The 13,989-nt window shown below is 69.5% G+C and carries 13 protein-coding genes; 5 read left to right on the top strand and 8 right to left on the bottom strand.

Features of this window, described 5'->3' with window-relative positions; all coding sequences use genetic code 11:
* Nucleotides 1-19: 19 nt before the first annotated feature.
* Both TSH64_RS23610 and TSH64_RS23605 read right to left on the bottom strand, forming a co-directional pair.
* The gene (locus TSH64_RS23610; RefSeq protein ID WP_109448726.1) at nucleotides 20-1,507 is read right to left on the bottom strand and encodes a thymidine phosphorylase family protein; all 1,488 of its coding nucleotides are present in this window, start codon (nucleotides 1,505-1,507) and stop codon (nucleotides 20-22) included.
* Nucleotides 1,508-1,626: 119 nt separating this feature from the next.
* Nucleotides 1,627-2,691: a LacI family DNA-binding transcriptional regulator gene (locus TSH64_RS23605; RefSeq protein ID WP_109448724.1), complete on the bottom strand. Its 1,065-nt coding sequence runs from the start codon at nucleotides 2,689-2,691 to the stop codon at nucleotides 1,627-1,629.
* 371 nt (nucleotides 2,692-3,062) lie between these two features.
* Between TSH64_RS23605 and TSH64_RS23600 the strand changes: the two genes are divergently transcribed.
* From TSH64_RS23600 to TSH64_RS23580, 5 genes are all read left to right on the top strand, one after another.
* Nucleotides 3,063-3,725: a gluconokinase gene (locus TSH64_RS23600; protein WP_109448722.1), complete on the top strand. Its 663-nt coding sequence runs from the start codon at nucleotides 3,063-3,065 to the stop codon at nucleotides 3,723-3,725.
* Nucleotides 3,722-4,315 (top strand): TRAP transporter small permease, encoded by a 594-nt coding sequence (locus TSH64_RS23595; RefSeq protein WP_109448720.1) that lies wholly within the window; start codon nucleotides 3,722-3,724, stop codon nucleotides 4,313-4,315. The genes TSH64_RS23600 and TSH64_RS23595 overlap by 4 nt, the downstream gene beginning before the upstream one ends.
* A 40-nt stretch (nucleotides 4,316-4,355) precedes the next feature.
* Entirely contained in the window at nucleotides 4,356-5,633 is a 1,278-nt protein-coding gene (locus TSH64_RS23590; protein ID WP_098735862.1) for a TRAP transporter large permease subunit, read from the top strand.
* Between the two features lie 79 nt (nucleotides 5,634-5,712).
* Nucleotides 5,713-6,720 (top strand): TRAP transporter substrate-binding protein, encoded by a 1,008-nt coding sequence (locus TSH64_RS23585; RefSeq protein WP_109448718.1) that lies wholly within the window; start codon nucleotides 5,713-5,715, stop codon nucleotides 6,718-6,720.
* Nucleotides 6,721-7,035: 315 nt separating this feature from the next.
* Nucleotides 7,036-9,099: a methyl-accepting chemotaxis protein gene (locus TSH64_RS23580; RefSeq protein WP_247873106.1), complete on the top strand. Its 2,064-nt coding sequence runs from the start codon at nucleotides 7,036-7,038 to the stop codon at nucleotides 9,097-9,099.
* Between the two features lie 53 nt (nucleotides 9,100-9,152).
* On the opposite strand, the gene pcaG is transcribed toward TSH64_RS23580, so the two are convergent.
* The 6 genes from pcaG to TSH64_RS23550 form a co-directional block, all read right to left on the bottom strand.
* Nucleotides 9,153-9,710: a protocatechuate 3,4-dioxygenase subunit alpha gene (gene pcaG / locus TSH64_RS23575; RefSeq protein WP_109448713.1), complete on the bottom strand. Its 558-nt coding sequence runs from the start codon at nucleotides 9,708-9,710 to the stop codon at nucleotides 9,153-9,155.
* A gap of 5 nt (nucleotides 9,711-9,715) precedes the next feature.
* A complete protein-coding gene (pcaH, locus tag TSH64_RS23570) occupies nucleotides 9,716-10,438 on the bottom strand; it encodes a protocatechuate 3,4-dioxygenase subunit beta (RefSeq protein ID WP_109448711.1) in 723 nt (240 codons plus the stop codon).
* Between the two features lie 24 nt (nucleotides 10,439-10,462).
* Nucleotides 10,463-11,833, bottom strand: a complete 1,371-nt coding sequence (locus TSH64_RS23565) for a 3-carboxy-cis,cis-muconate cycloisomerase (protein WP_109452972.1) — start codon at nucleotides 11,831-11,833, stop codon at nucleotides 10,463-10,465.
* A 5-nt stretch (nucleotides 11,834-11,838) separates the two neighbouring features.
* Nucleotides 11,839-12,237: a 4-carboxymuconolactone decarboxylase gene (gene pcaC, locus TSH64_RS23560; protein WP_109452970.1), complete on the bottom strand. Its 399-nt coding sequence runs from the start codon at nucleotides 12,235-12,237 to the stop codon at nucleotides 11,839-11,841.
* 14 nt (nucleotides 12,238-12,251) lie between these two features.
* On the bottom strand, nucleotides 12,252-13,049 hold the full coding sequence (pcaD, locus tag TSH64_RS23555) for a 3-oxoadipate enol-lactonase (RefSeq protein ID WP_109448709.1): 798 nt from the start codon (nucleotides 13,047-13,049) through the stop codon (nucleotides 12,252-12,254).
* A gap of 45 nt (nucleotides 13,050-13,094) precedes the next feature.
* On the bottom strand, nucleotides 13,095-13,989 hold an 895-nt coding region (locus tag TSH64_RS23550), incomplete at its 5' end, for an acetyl-CoA C-acyltransferase (protein ID WP_109452968.1).

Genomic DNA, 13,989 nt, shown 5'->3' with positions numbered 1-13,989 from the left:
GGTCGGCTCCTTCAGATGCTCACCCCACTGCCACCCCGCTGCTCTCTGCGGCATGGGCCTGGGCGAAGGTGAAGTCGGCGTTGGTGCTGGCGTGGATGCGGTAGAGCGGCTCGCCACGGCGCACCGGCTCGCCCACCTTGCGCAGCAGGTCGATGCCGGCACCCTTGTCGGTCGGCGCGCCGGCCAGCCGGGCGATGCGGGCGAGGCGGTAGCAGTCGAGCGACGAGACGATGCCGTCGGCGGGCGAAGCCACCTCCGCCACCAGCGAGCCCAGCGTCGCCACGGCGGGCGGCGGGCCTTGCATCTCGATGATGCGCTCCATGGCGGCGAGTGCCGCGCCCGACGCCAGCAGCTCGCGCGCCCGGCGGGTGCCGCTGCCGCCGCGAACCGCGGGGTCGAATTCCAGGATGCGGCCGGCCAGCAGCAGGGCGCGTTCCTTCAGGTCGGCGGGACCGGCGGGATCGTTGCGCAGCACGGCCATCACGTCGCGCGCCTCCAGCACCGGGCCGATGCCGCGCCCGACCGGCTGCGAGCCGTCGGTGATCGCCACCTCCAGCGTCAGGCCCAACCGGTCGCCGACATGCTCGAACAGCTTGCGCAGGCGCACCGCCTCGCCGGCGTTGCGGATCTTGGCGCTCGGGCCGACGGGGATGTCGATCAGCAGATGGGTGGAGCCGGCCGCCACCTTCTTCGACAGGATCGAGGCGACCAGCTGTTCGCGGGTGTCGATGGCAAGCGGCCGTTCGACCGAGATCAGGATGTCGTCGGCCGGCGACAGCCTGACATGGCCGCCCCAGACCAGACAGCCCTTGGCCTCGCGCACCAGGGCCTGCATGCGCTCCATCGGCACGTCGACATTCGCCAGCACCTCCATGGTGTCGGCGGTGCCGGCGGGCGAGGTGATGGCGCGCGACGAGGTCTTGGGGATCGGCAGGCCGTGGGCGGCGACGATGGGCACCACGATCATCGAGGTGCGGTTGCCGGGAATGCCGCCGATGCAGTGCTTGTCGGCAATCGTGCCGAGACCTTCCCAATGCAGCCGCGTGCCGGCGGCGATCATGGCGCGGGTCAGGCCCAGCACCTCCGCCGTCGTCATGAAGCTGGCGCAGGCGATCAGGAAGGCGGCGATCTCGATCTTGGAATAGCGCTGCTCGGTGACGTCGCGGATGATGGCGGCGAGCTGCTCGTCGCTGAGCGCGGCACCGCCGACCTTGGCGCGCACCAGCTCGAAGCTTTCCGGCGGGGTCGGGGGCACGAGATGGACGGCGGAACCCTCCGCCAGCCCGAGCTGGCCGAAGGCGGGGTCGGACAGGCCGATCTCGTCGGGGCCGACGATGGCGGGGTCGTCGACGACGTTCAGCACCGCCAGCAGGGAGCGGCCGTCGTTCCGCACCTCCACCCGGCCCAGCCCGAGGAAATCCTCGACATGGTACCGGGTGCAGCGGCGGTTGAGGAAGGCGACGTTCTCCCGGACGGTGTCTATCGCCAGATGTCGAAGCGTCAGCATGCGCACAGTCTACGCCCGGCCCGGCAGGCCAGCGTCGCCGAGCCTGCGCGGCAGCCATGCCGCACCTCACGCCCTGCGGTTGATCCGGATCATTGGCGGGGCGGAGGGGCTGTGCTCCCTCACGTGCTTTCCCGCGCGATGAAGGTCAGGCCGAGGTCGAGCCGCCGCTGCGGCGGCTCCTTGCCGTCCATCAGGTCGAGCAGCATGGCGGCGGCGTGGCGGCCGATGGCGTAGCGCGGCGTGGCGACGGTGGTCAGGGTCGGCGTGGTCCAGGCCGAGGCCGGCAGATCGTTGAAGCCGGCGACGGCAAGCTGGTCGGGCACGCGGATGCCGCGGCGCTGGCACTGGAACAAAGCGCCCTGCGCCAGATCGTCGTTGCAGAAGAAGACGGCGTCGCAGTCGGTGTTCTCCGCCATCAGCCGGTCGATCATCGCAGCACCCAGATGGATGGAGGACGGGTCGGGCAGCCGCCAGACGCGGCTTTCGTCATACAGACCGGCCTCCTCCAGCGCGTGGCGGTAGCCGTCGAGGCGGGCCAGCGTGCGCGGGTCGAGCTGCACGGCGACGAAGCCGATGCGGCGGTAGCCGCGTTCCAGCAGATGGGTGGTCATCAGCCGGCCGCCCTCCTCCTGCGAACAGCCGACGCTGAGGCTGTCGGGGTCGTCCAGCAGCTCCATCATGTGGACGGTCGGGCTGGCGAGCGCCGACAGGTAGGTGCGGGCGACCGCGGTGTGATCGGTGCCGGTCAGCAGGATGCCGTCGGGCTGGAACTGGAGATAGGTGCGGATCAGTCGCTCCTCCTCCTCCGGCGAATAGTGGGTGACGCCGATCAGGGCGCGGTAGCCGCGCGGCAGCAGCATGTCGTGGATGCCGGCGAGCGTCTCGACGAAGACCATGTTGGTCATCGACGGGATCAGCACCGCCACCGTCATCGACCGCGCCGAGGCCAGCGCGCTGGCGGCCTGATTCGGCACGTAGCCCATCGACTGCGCGGTGTCGAGGATGCGCTGGCGCAGCTCCGGCATCACCAGCTCGGGACGCTTGAAGGCACGCGACACGGTGATGGCGCTGATGCCCACCCGCTCCGCCACGTCCGCCATCGTCGCGCGGCCGGTGCGCGAGGAGCGCGGCTTGCGCGTCTTGACCGCCGGGGTTGCCGTCCCATCGCCGCCACGGGTCGTCACAGGGCTTCGTCCTTCCGTTTCCGGCCGGCGCGACGGAAGGTCGCGCGGGCTCGCTGGTCACCGGTGTGTATCATACTCGGCAATGGCCGCGGTCCATGCGCAGACATCCCATCCGGGGGCTCAACCTGCAACCCGCGGCCATCCCCGATCAGTTTGTCCGCAACTCAAACAAAACTCTTTACGGCCGTCAAGGTTAGCGCTAACAGTATCGCCACCTCATCCCGGCGTCACCCGCGATTTCCGGCCGGCAGGCTGGCAGCGTCGTTTTGACCCGGTAATGATAGCGCTAACATCACTATGTCGGTGCGAGGGCCGCCGCGATCCCGGTCAAGGGGGGCGGTGCCGCACCGGTCTTCGGGAACACGAGCCTCATGAACGGTCCCCCCATCGCGCCGTCCCCCGGCCTGAACACCATTCCCCCCGAGCTGTTGGGCGGTGCGCCGCCGATCGTCGTGGTGATGGGGGTCGCCGGCTGCGGCAAGTCCAGCGTTGGCCAGAGCCTCGCCACGAAGCTGGGCGACGCGTTCATCGAGGGCGACGCCCACCACCCGCCCGCCAACATCGAGAAGATGTCGGCCGGCATCCCGCTGACCGACGCCGACCGCGACGGCTGGCTGGGCACGCTGGCCGGCTTCATCGCCGAGGCGCATGGCGCGGAGCGCGGGCTGGTCGTCGCCTGTTCGGCGCTGAAGCGGCGCTACCGCGACCGGCTGCGCGGCGACTGCGAGCGGGTGGTCTTCCTGCACCTGCACGGCGACAAGACGCTGATTGCGTCCCGCATGGGCGCGCGCACCGCCCATTTCATGCCCACCGCCCTGGTCGACAGCCAGTTCGCCGACCTGGAGATGCCGACAGCCGACGAAGCCGTGCTGTCCTATGAGGTGACGCTGCCGGCCGAGGCCATCGTCGCCGATGCCTATGCCCGCCTGACCGGCATCGGCGGGACATCGAACCAAGGCGGCGCAGCCGCTGAGAATCAAAGCGGCTCAGCCGCTGGGAATCAGAGCGGCGCAGCCGCTGGGAGGAACGCATGAAGAGCGTTGCGGATCTGCTGGAGCGGATCACCGAATGGATCATGGCGGCGATGCTGGCGGTCATGGTCGGTCTCGTCTTCGGCAACGTCGTGCTGCGCTACATCTTCAACAGCGGCCTCGTGGCGGCGGAGGAGATCGCGCGGCTGATGTTCGTCTGGCTGGTGTTCCTGGGCGCCACCGTGGCGCTGCGCCACCAGCGGCATCTGGGGCTGGAGATCCTGCAGGCCCGCCTGCCCTTCAAGGTGCGCCGCGCCTGTGCCGTGATCGCGCACCTGATGATGCTGTACGCGCTCTACCTGTTCGTGCAGGGCAGCTGGATCCAGCTGCTGATCGGCATGGAGACCTTCTCCACCGTCCTGCGCTTCCCGATGGCCTTCTATGCCGCGGCCGGCTTCTTCCCGGCCATCGCCATGGCGCTGATCGTGCTGGCGAACCTGTGGCGGATCGTCACCAACCAACCCGGCGCCCGCATCCCCGGCGACCCCGACACGATGATGGACCATCCGGACTCGCACGGCCCGGCGGTCGCGCCGCCGGCACCCGGCGGCCATCCCGGCAGCGCCGCCGGCCCGGCCGTCGCCAAGCGCTGAAGCCCAGCCCAGAAGACCCTTTGCGGACGGAGACGCCGCCATGACGCTCACCATTTTCCTGGGCTCGCTGTTCGGCTTCATGCTGCTCGGCATGCCCATCGCCTTCGCGCTGATGCTGACCGGCGTCGCGCTGATGGTCCACCTCGACTTCTTCGACGCCCAGCTGGTCGCCCAGAACATGCTGAGCGGCGCCGACAACTACCCGCTGATGGCGGTGCCCTTCTTCATCCTGGCCGGCGAGCTGATGAACGCCGGCGGCATCTCCCAGCGCATCATCAACCTGGCGGTCAGCCTGGTCGGCCACATCAAGGGCGGCCTGGGCTTCGTGACCATCGGCGCCTCGGTGATGCTGGCCAGCCTGTCCGGCTCGGCCATCGCCGACACCGCCGCCCTGGCGACGCTGCTGATCCCGATGATGCGCGACCACGGCTATCCGGTGCCGCGCTCCGCCGGGCTGATCGCGTCGGGCGGCATCATCGCCCCGATCATCCCGCCCAGCATGCCCTTCATCATCTTCGGCGTGACCACCAACACCTCGATCAGCTCGCTGTTCATGGCCGGCATCGTGCCCGGCCTGCTGATGGGGCTGGGGCTGATCGGCGCCTGGATGTTCGTCGTCCGCGACATGACGGTGAAGCTGCAGCCGAAGGCCAGCGGGCGGGAACGGCTGAAGGCGCTGGGCGACGGCGTCTGGGCGCTGGCCCTGCCGGTCATCATCATCGGTGGCTTGCGCGGCGGCATCTTCACGCCGACCGAGGCCGCGGTGGTTGCCGCCGTCTATTCGCTATTCGTGGCGCTGTTCGTCTACCGTCAGGTGACGCTGCCGCAGCTGGTGCCGCTGCTGGTCCAGGCGGCGCGCACCACCAGCACCGTCATGTTCCTGTGCGCCGCCGCCCTGGTGTCGTCCTACATGGTGACGCTGGCCGACCTGCCGCAGCAGATGACCGAGCTGCTGGCCCCGCTGATGGGCCATCCCAAGATGCTGATGCTGGCCATCGCCGTCCTGCTGCTGGCCGTCGGCACGGTGATGGACCTGACCCCGACCATCCTGGTGCTGGGTCCGGTGCTGACCCCGCTGGCGATCAAGGCCGGCATCGACCCGACCTATTTCGGCGTGATGTTCGTCCTGATCGGCACGCTGGGCCTGATCCATCCGCCGGTCTGCACGGTGCTGAACGTGGTGTGCGGCGTCGCCCGCATCTCGCTGGAAAGCGCCACCAAGGGCATCTGGCCCTTCCTTCTCACCTACATCGTGCTGGTGGGCCTGCTGATCGCCGTGCCGGAGATCGTCACCGCCCCGCTGCACATGTTCCACTGACGCCTGCCCAAAACCAAGCAAGTCCAAAACCAACCAAACACCAGACGCCAATCACCAGATGGCAAGGGAGATCGACCCCATGTTCCGCAAACTGCTGCTCGCCACCGGCATCGCCGCCGCCCTGCTGGCCCCTGTCGCCGCCTCGGCGCAGGACGTGAAGACGCGCATCATCCGCTTCGGCTACGGCCTGTCGGAAAGCAGCAACCAGGGCCGCGCGGTGAAGTATTTCGCCGAGGAGCTGTCCAAGCGCAGCGGCGGCAAGCTGAAGGTCAAGGGCTTCGGCGACGCCAGCCTGGGCAGCGACATCCAGATGCAGAACGCCCTGATCGGCGGCGCGCAGGAGATGATGGTCGGCTCCACCGCCACCCTCGTCGGCATCGTCAAGGATTTCGGCGTCTACGACCTGCCCTTCCTGTTCAACAACGAGAAGGAGGCCGACGCCGTCCTCGACGGCCCGTTCGGCGAGAAGCTGCTGAAGTCGCTGAACGACAAGGGGCTGGTCGGGCTGGTCTATTGGGAAAACGGTTTCCGCAACCTGACCAACAGCAAGCGGCCGATCACCAAGCTGGAGGACATGGGCGGCATCAAGCTGCGCGTGATGCAGAACCCGGTCTACATCGACATGTTCAACCGCTTCGGCGCCAACGCGGTGCCGCTGGCCTTCTCCGAGCTGTTCACCGCGATGGAGACCGGCACGGTCGACGGCCAGGAGAACCCGGTCACCACCATCCAGTCGTCCAAGTTCTATGAAGTGCAGAAGTACCTGACGATCTCCCGCCACGTCTACAGCCCGTGGATCATGCTGGCCAGCAAGCGCTGGTATGACGGCCTGTCGGCCGACGAGAAGAAGATCCTGAACGAGGCCGCCGTCGCCTCGCGCGATTTCGAGCGCAAGGACAGCCGCGAGGCCTCGGCCCAGAGCATCGCCTACCTGAAGGAAAAGGGCATGCAGATCAACGAGCTGAGCCCGGCCGAGCTGGAGCGCATGCGCGAGATGGTCAAGCCGGCCTTCGACAAGTACGCCGCCGACGGCGGTGCCGACGTGCTGAAGGACCTGCAGGGCGCCATCGCCGCCTCGCGCAAGTAAGCGCGGCGACGCCGGTTGCGGCGATAAAGGGGGCGGACCGGATCGACCGGTCCGCCCCCTTTTCTTTTGCGGATGCCGAGCCTGGGTTGCAAAGATTGGAACGATTCTCAGGTTGGTCCTTAAGTATGACCTGCCGATGCCGGTCCAAGTTCTTCGCGGTATTTGAGAGCAACTCGCAGTGACTGTGGAGCGGACGGATGGATTGGTGAATAATTTACTCGAATTTAACAGAACTGCGAGACAGTTGCTCCAGGGTGTCGTGCCCTTGTCCAAAGTGTGTCGTGGGGACCGTCGATGTTCAAGAAGCTGCCTTTGGTGACCAAGCTGGTTTTGGCGATCGGGCTGGTCATGACGATCGGGCTGGGGGCCGGGTCGGTGGTGATCTCACTGAAGAGCGGGGCGGACACCGACGCGCTGTCCTTCCAGGTCGGGGAGGAGCTGGGCAAGTACCATGCGGCGACGGTCGAACGCCGGCTGAACGATGCGCTGGACATCAGCCGCAACATGGGCACGACGCTGCTCAGCCTGAAGCGCAGCGGCGTCACCGACCGCGGCGCTTTGAACGACTGGCTGAAAAGCCTGCTGGAGGCCAACCCCGGCCTGATCGGCGTCTGGGTCGGCATGGAGCCGAACGCGCTGGACGGCAAGGATGCCGCCTTCGCCAACAGCCCCGGCACCGATGCCAGCGGCCGCTTCATCCCCTATTGGAACCGCGGCGGCGGCAAGGTCCAGCTGGAATCGCTGGTCGGCTATGACGATCCCGGACCGGACGGGCTCTATTACCAGCAGGCCAAGCGCACCGGCAAAGAGGTGATCGTCGAGCCCTACAGCTATGTCGTCGCCGGCAAGAACGTGCTGATGGTGTCGCTGGTGGTGCCGATCCTCGACAACGGCAAGTTCATCGGCGTCGCCGGCGTCGACATCGCCACCGACGTCATCTGGAACGAGCTGAAGACGGCCAAGCCGTTCGAGACCGGGTCGGTCTTCCTGATTTCCAACGCCGGCGCCTGGGCGGCCTACAGCAACCCCGACCATCTCGGCAAGCCGATCCTGGAGACCAACGCCCGGCTGAAGGACGCGATGCCCGCCGTCCGAGAAGGCCGGCCCTTCGCCCATTTCTCGGTGTCCGCCAGCCTGGGCACCGACGTGAAGCAGCTGTTCCGGCCGGTCGCCATCGGCAACACCGGAACGCCCTGGTCGATCCTGGTCAACCTGCCGATCAACAAGGTCGAGGTGCCGAAGCAGGAGCTGCGCACCTTCATCGCGGTGGGAGCGGTGCTGCTGACCGTGGCGCTTCTGCTGGCACTGTGGCTGACCAGCCGGGTGGTGGTCGGCCAGCCGCTGCGCCGGATCATTGCCACCATCCAGGCGCTGACCGCCGGGCGGCGCGACGTGGAGGTCGCCGACCGCGACCGCGCCGACGAGATCGGCTCCATCAACACGGCGTTGCAGCTGTTCAAGGAGAATGCCGGCCGCGTCGCCGAGATGGAGGAGCAGCGCCGCCTGGACGAGCAGCGCGCCGCCGAGCAGCGCAAGCAGGATCTGGCCCAGCTGGCCCAGCGCTTCGAGGGCTCGGTCGGCGACGTGGTCGCCAGCGTCGCCCGGCAGGCCGAGATGATCCGCACCGATTCCGAAGGGCTGTCGGCCATCGCCGAGCAGACCAACGCCCAGGCCTCCGCCGTCGCCAGCGCCGCCGACGTCGCCAGCGGCAACGTGCAGACGGTGGCCGCCGCCGCGGAGGAGTTGGCCCATTCCATCGAGGAGATCAACCAGCGCATCGCCGCCTCGTCGCGCATGGCGAACGACGCGGTGGGCGAGGTCGAGAAGACCAACGGCACGGTGGCCGGTCTGGCCCAAGCCGCGCAGAAGATCGGCGACGTGGTGAATTTGATCCAGTCCATCGCCGGCCAGACCAACCTGCTGGCGCTGAACGCCACCATCGAGGCGGCACGGGCGGGGGAGGCGGGCAAGGGCTTCGCCGTCGTGGCGCAGGAGGTGAAGAACCTCGCCAGCCAGACCGCCAAGGCGACGGAGGAGATCGCCGCACAGATCGCCGAGATCCAGTCGGTCAGCGGCAGCGCCGTCGGCGCCATCCAGGCCATCGGCCGCACCATCCTGGGCATCAGCGAGACGGTGACCGCCGTCGCCGCCGCCGCCGAGGAGCAGGGGGCGGCGACGCGCGAGATCAGCCGCAACGTCCAGCAGGCCGCCAGCGGCACCCGCGAGGTGTCGACCAACATCGAGGGCGTCACCCGCGCCGCCAGCGAGACCGGCAGCATGGCCTCGCAAGCGCGTGCGGCGGCCGACACGCTGTCGCACCAGTCGGCGCAGCTGCGCGGCGAGGTGCAGCGCTTCGTGGCGACGATCCGCGAGGCGTGACGGGGTGGGGGAGCCGCAGGTCGGCGGCTCCCCCCTTCACAACAGTCCCACCCTCAGCAGTCGAAGAAGACCGTTTCCCCGTCGCCCTGGATGCGGATGTCGAAGCGGTAGACCACGCCGCCCGGCGTCTCGGCGCGGGTTGCGATCAGGGTGTCGCGGCGGTCGGCCGGGACGCCCGCCAGCACCGGGTCGGCCGCATTCGCCGCGGTCTCGTCGGAGAAATGCAGGCGGGTGAAGGCGTGGCTCAGCATGCCGCGGGCGAACACGGTGACCGCGATGTGCGGAGCATGGCCGGGGTCGCAGGCGCCGGGCTTCACCGTGTCGAAGAAATAGCGGCCGGCGTCGTCGGTGCCGCAGCGGCCGAAGCCGGCCGCACCGGGGAGGTGCCTGCCGTCGGCGCCGGCCTGCCAGATCTCCACCACGCAGTCGCGGACGATCTGGCCCTCCCCGTCATAGACCACGCCTTCGATGCGGATGTGCTCGCCGGCCATGTCGCGGGTGGCCAGCCGGTTGGTCGCCAGCGGGCGGCGGCCGTAGAGTTCCGGCGTCCAGGCATAGGCGAAATAGGGGCCGACGGTCTGGGAGGGGGTCTGTTTCAAGGTTTGGCTCATGACGGTCAGCCCTCCATCGGCGTGGCGTGGCGTCCGCGCAGGACGATGTCGAACTCGTAGCCGAGCGCCCACACCGGCTCGGTCACGTCGATGGAGAAGCGGGAGACCAGCAGCTCGCGCGCACCCTCCGGCACCCCTTTGTAGATGGGGTCGAGCGGCAGCAGCGGGTCGCCCGGGAAATACATCTGGGTGACCAGACGGGTCAGGAAGGACGGCCCGAACAGCGAGAAATGGATGTGCGCCGGCCGCCAGGCATTGTGGTGGTTGCCCCAGGGATAGGCCCCGGGCTTGATCGTGGTGAAGCGGTAGCGGCCCTCGGCGTCGGTGAGGCAGCGGCCGGCCCCGAAGAAGTTGGGGTCGAGCGGCGCGTCATGCTGGTCCCAGCGGTGGACGTAGCGGCCGCAGGCGTTGGCCTGCCAGATCTCCAGCAGCGTGTGCGGCACCGGCCGGCCATCTTCGTCCAGCACGCGGCCGGTGACGATCATGCGCTCGCCGATCGGCTCGCCGTTGACGCGGCCGTTCTTCGTCAGGTCGTGGTCGAGCGGATCGAGGCTGTCATGGCCGAACACCGGGCCGGTGCGCACCGACAGCCCCTGCTTCATCGGGATCAGCGGCTTGGACGGCGAGCGCAGCACCGTCGATTTGTAGAGCGGCGACAGGTAGGGCGGGTGTTGCGCCCAATCGCGGGGGCGGAAATCGCCCTCCTTGTCCTGAACGGCGGTGTCCATCTCGGCTGTCCTCCTTAGGCGCGGTCAGTTGTGCTGACGCTGTTGGGATCTGTGATCGGCGAGTGCGCGGTCGATGAAGTGGGAGGCGGCGCCGGTGTAGCGCAGCGGGTCGAACAGCCGGTCGAGGCCGTCCAGGCCCAGCGCCTGCATCACCTCCCCATCCTCGGCCAGCACGTCGCGCAGCGGACGGGCGGCGGCGGCGGCGCGGCGGCTGGCCTCGGCGACGCGGGAATGGGCGGCCATGCGGCCCATGCGGTCGCCCAGCGCCATGGTGACGGCTTCGGCCAGGATCAGGCCGCGGGTCAGGTCCAGGTTGGCGCGCATGCGCTCCGCATCGACGGTCAGGCCGGAAACGGTCTCGCGGGCATGGCGGGCGGCACCGGCAACGAGGCGGCAGAGGTCGGGCAGCGCCTGCCACTCGGCATGCCAGCCGCCGAGGCCGCGCTCATGCTCCTGCACCTGGGCCGCCAGCAGCCCGCCGACCAGGGCGGGGGCGCGGATGGCGGCGGAGAGCAGGACGGCGCAGGACACCGGGTTGCGCTTGTGCGGCATGGTGGAGGAGCCGCCGCGGCCGGGGGCGCTGGGCTCGAAGGCTTCGGCGACCTCCATCTGCATCATCAGCGAGATGTCGCGGCCGAGCGTGCCCAGCGTTCCGGCGAGGATGCCGAGGGCGGCGGCCAGTTCGGCGATGCGGTCGCGGCTGGCGTGCCAGGGCAGGGCGGGCAGGGGGAGGTCCAGCTCCTTCGCCAGCGCCTCCGCCACCGCCGGGCCGGCGTCGCCGAGTGCCGCCAGCGTGCCGGCGGCACCGCCGAATTGCAGGGCGAGGCGGGCACGGGCGGCGGCGAGGCGCTGGCGGTCCCGGCCGAGCGCGTCGAGCCAGCCGGCGGCCTTCAGGCCGAAAGTGGTCGGCAGGGCGTGCTGAAGCCAGGTGCGGGCGACCATCGGCGTCGCGCGGTGGCGCTCGGCGAGATCGGCGAGGCCATCGGCGAGCACGGCCAGATCGGCGTCGAGACCGTCGAGGAAGCGGCGCAGCTGAAGCATCAGGCCGCTGTCCATCGCGTCCTGGCTGGTGGCGCCCCAATGGACGTAGCGCGACGCCTCCTCGTCGGCGGCCTTCACGGTGGCGGTCAGATGCTTGACCAGGGGGATGGCGGTGTTGCCGGCGAGCGCCGCCTCCGCCCCCAGCGCGGCCGGGTCGTAGAGATCGGCCCTGCACGCCGCCTCGATGGCCGGGACGGCGCGGGCGGGGATGACGCCGACCGCCGCCTCCGCCCGCGCCAGCGCCGCCTCGAACTCCAGCATGCCTTGCAGCCTTGCCGAGGGGGAGAAGGCGTCGGCCGCGGCATCGCTGGTGAAGAGCGGGTCGAGCAGGGGGTCGGCGTGGATGGTGGTCATGCTGCTCACCCCTTCTTCGCGTCTTCCTCGTCCATCTCGGCATAGACGGCGCGGGCGAGCGCTATCGCGTGGTTGGCGGCGGGGATGCCGGCATAAATGCCGGCCTGCATCAGGATTTCCTTCACCTCGTCGCGGGTGACGCCGGTGTTGCGGGTGGCGCGGATGTGCAGCTTCAGCTCGCCGTCCTTGCCGAGTGCGGCCAGCATGCCGATGGTCAGCATGCTGCGCGTCCGGATGTCCAGCTCCGGCCGGGTCCAGATCTGGCCCCAGGCGGTCTTGGTGATGAACTCCTGGAAATCGGCGTCGAACCCGGTGGCGCGCTCCAGCGAGCGGTCGACATGAGCGTCGCCGAGGACCGCGCGGCGCACCGCCATGCCGCGGTCGTAGAGATCCTTGTCCGTCATTTCACGGTCGGCCATCACAGGTCCCTCAGGAAGCCGTCGATCATGGCGGCCAGTTCCGCCGGCTTCTCGACGCCGGGGATGTGGGCGGCGCCGGGAAGCAGCTCGAACCGCGCGCCGGGGATGCCGGCCGCCAGTTCGCGGGCGGCGTCGGGCGGGGTCGCCACGTCCTCCGCGCCGCAGATCACCAGGGTGGGGGCCGTGATGGCGGCGTTGGCGGCACGCAGGTCGGCGTCGCGGATCGCCATGGCGCAGCCGACATAGCCATCCTCGGGAATGCGGGCGACCATGGCGGTGTAGCCGCGGATCTGGTCGGGACGGCCGTCGCGGAAGCTTTGGGTGAACCAGCGCGCCATCACCCCGTCGGCAATCGCCGTCATGCCGCGGGCGCGGATGGCGGCGATGCGGTCGGTCCAGACCGACGCCGGGCCGATGACGCCGGCGGTGTCGCACAGGATCAGGCCATGCACCCGGCCCGGCGCCTTGACGGCGAGGCGCTGCGCCATCATGCCGCCGATCGACAGGCCGCAGACATGGGCACGCTTGACGCCGAGCGCGTCGAGCAGGCCGGCGGCATCGTCGGCCAGCAGATCCATGCTGTAGCCGGCGTCCTCCGTGACCGGCGTCACCTGGGTCAGGCCATGGCCGCGCATGTCGTAGCGCAGGATGCGGTAGCGCTGCGACAGGTGTGGCACCACCGCGTCCCAGATGTGGAAGCTGGTGCCGATGGAGTTGGCGAACAGCAGCACCGGCGCGTCGGCCGGGCCGGTCAGGTCGTAATGCTGGGTGATGCCGGCGGCTTCGATGAAGGGCATTGGGTCTGCCTTCGCTTGTTGTGGCGGTCGCGACTGGGTTTGACGCTACACCCGCTCGATCATCACCGCGATGCCCTGGCCGACGCCGATGCACATGGTGCAGAGCGCCGTCCGGCCGCCGGACCGTTCGAGCTGGTAGACCGCGGTGGTCGCCAGACGGGCGCCGCTCATGCCGAGCGGGTGGCCGAGCGCGATGCCGCCGCCGTTCGGGTTCACATGGGCGGCGTCGTCCGGCAGGCCAAGCTCGCGCAGGACGGCCAGCGCCTGGGCGGCGAAGGCCTCGTTCAGCTCGATCAGGTCGATGCCGCCGATGGTCCGGCCAAGCCGCTCCAGCAGCTTGCGGGTGGCCGGGACCGGGCCGATGCCCATCACGCGCGGCGGCACGCCGGCGGTGGCGCCGCCGAGGATGCGGGCGCGCGGGGTCAGGCCATGGCGCTTCACCGCCGCTTCGGAGGCCACCAGCAGGGCGGCGGCGCCGTCATTGACGCCCGACGCGTTGCCGGCGGTGATCGTGCCGCCGGGGCGGACGATGGGCTTCAGCGCCGACAGCGCCTCGATGGTGGTGGCGCGGGGATGCTCGTCCGTCGTCACCACCGTCTCGCCCTTGCGGGTGCGGATGGTGACGGGGACGATCTCGCGGGCCAGGCTGCCGTCGGCGATGGCGCGGGCGGCGCGCTCCTGGCTGCGCAGCGCGAAGGCGTCCTGGTCGGCGCGGGCGATCTTCCAGTTGTCGGCGACATTCTCCGCCGTCTCCGGCATCGAATCGACACCGTAGGCCGCCTTCATCGCCGGGTTAACGAAGCGCCAGCCGATGGTGGTGTCGAAGATCTCGGCCTGACGGGAGAAGGGGGCGTCGGCCTTGCCCATCACGAAGGGGGCGCGGCTCATGCTCTCCACCCCGCCCGCGATCATCAGATCGGCCTCTCCCGCCATGATGGCG

The sequence above is a fragment of the Azospirillum sp. TSH64 genome (assembly GCF_003116035.1).
Classification (GTDB): domain Bacteria; phylum Pseudomonadota; class Alphaproteobacteria; order Azospirillales; family Azospirillaceae; genus Azospirillum.
Note: the sequence above shows the minus strand (reverse complement) of the source record. Positions and strands in the feature narration are given on the sequence as shown.

Coding starts and splice junctions, on each gene's coding strand:
- TSH64_RS23610 (WP_109448726.1), bottom strand. CDS start 1,507: ATGCTGACGCTTCGACATCTGGCGATAGACACCGTCCGGGAGAACGTC.
- TSH64_RS23600 (WP_109448722.1), top strand. CDS start 3,063: ATGAACGGTCCCCCCATCGCGCCGTCCCCCGGCCTGAACACCATTCCC.
- TSH64_RS23595 (WP_109448720.1), top strand. CDS start 3,722: ATGAAGAGCGTTGCGGATCTGCTGGAGCGGATCACCGAATGGATCATG.
- TSH64_RS23590 (WP_098735862.1), top strand. CDS start 4,356: ATGACGCTCACCATTTTCCTGGGCTCGCTGTTCGGCTTCATGCTGCTC.
- TSH64_RS23585 (WP_109448718.1), top strand. CDS start 5,713: ATGTTCCGCAAACTGCTGCTCGCCACCGGCATCGCCGCCGCCCTGCTG.
- pcaG (WP_109448713.1), bottom strand. CDS start 9,710: ATGAGCCAAACCTTGAAACAGACCCCCTCCCAGACCGTCGGCCCCTAT.
- pcaH (WP_109448711.1), bottom strand. CDS start 10,438: ATGGACACCGCCGTTCAGGACAAGGAGGGCGATTTCCGCCCCCGCGAT.
- TSH64_RS23565 (WP_109452972.1), bottom strand. CDS start 11,833: ATGACCACCATCCACGCCGACCCCCTGCTCGACCCGCTCTTCACCAGC.
- pcaC (WP_109452970.1), bottom strand. CDS start 12,237: ATGACGGACAAGGATCTCTACGACCGCGGCATGGCGGTGCGCCGCGCG.
- pcaD (WP_109448709.1), bottom strand. CDS start 13,049: ATGCCCTTCATCGAAGCCGCCGGCATCACCCAGCATTACGACCTGACC.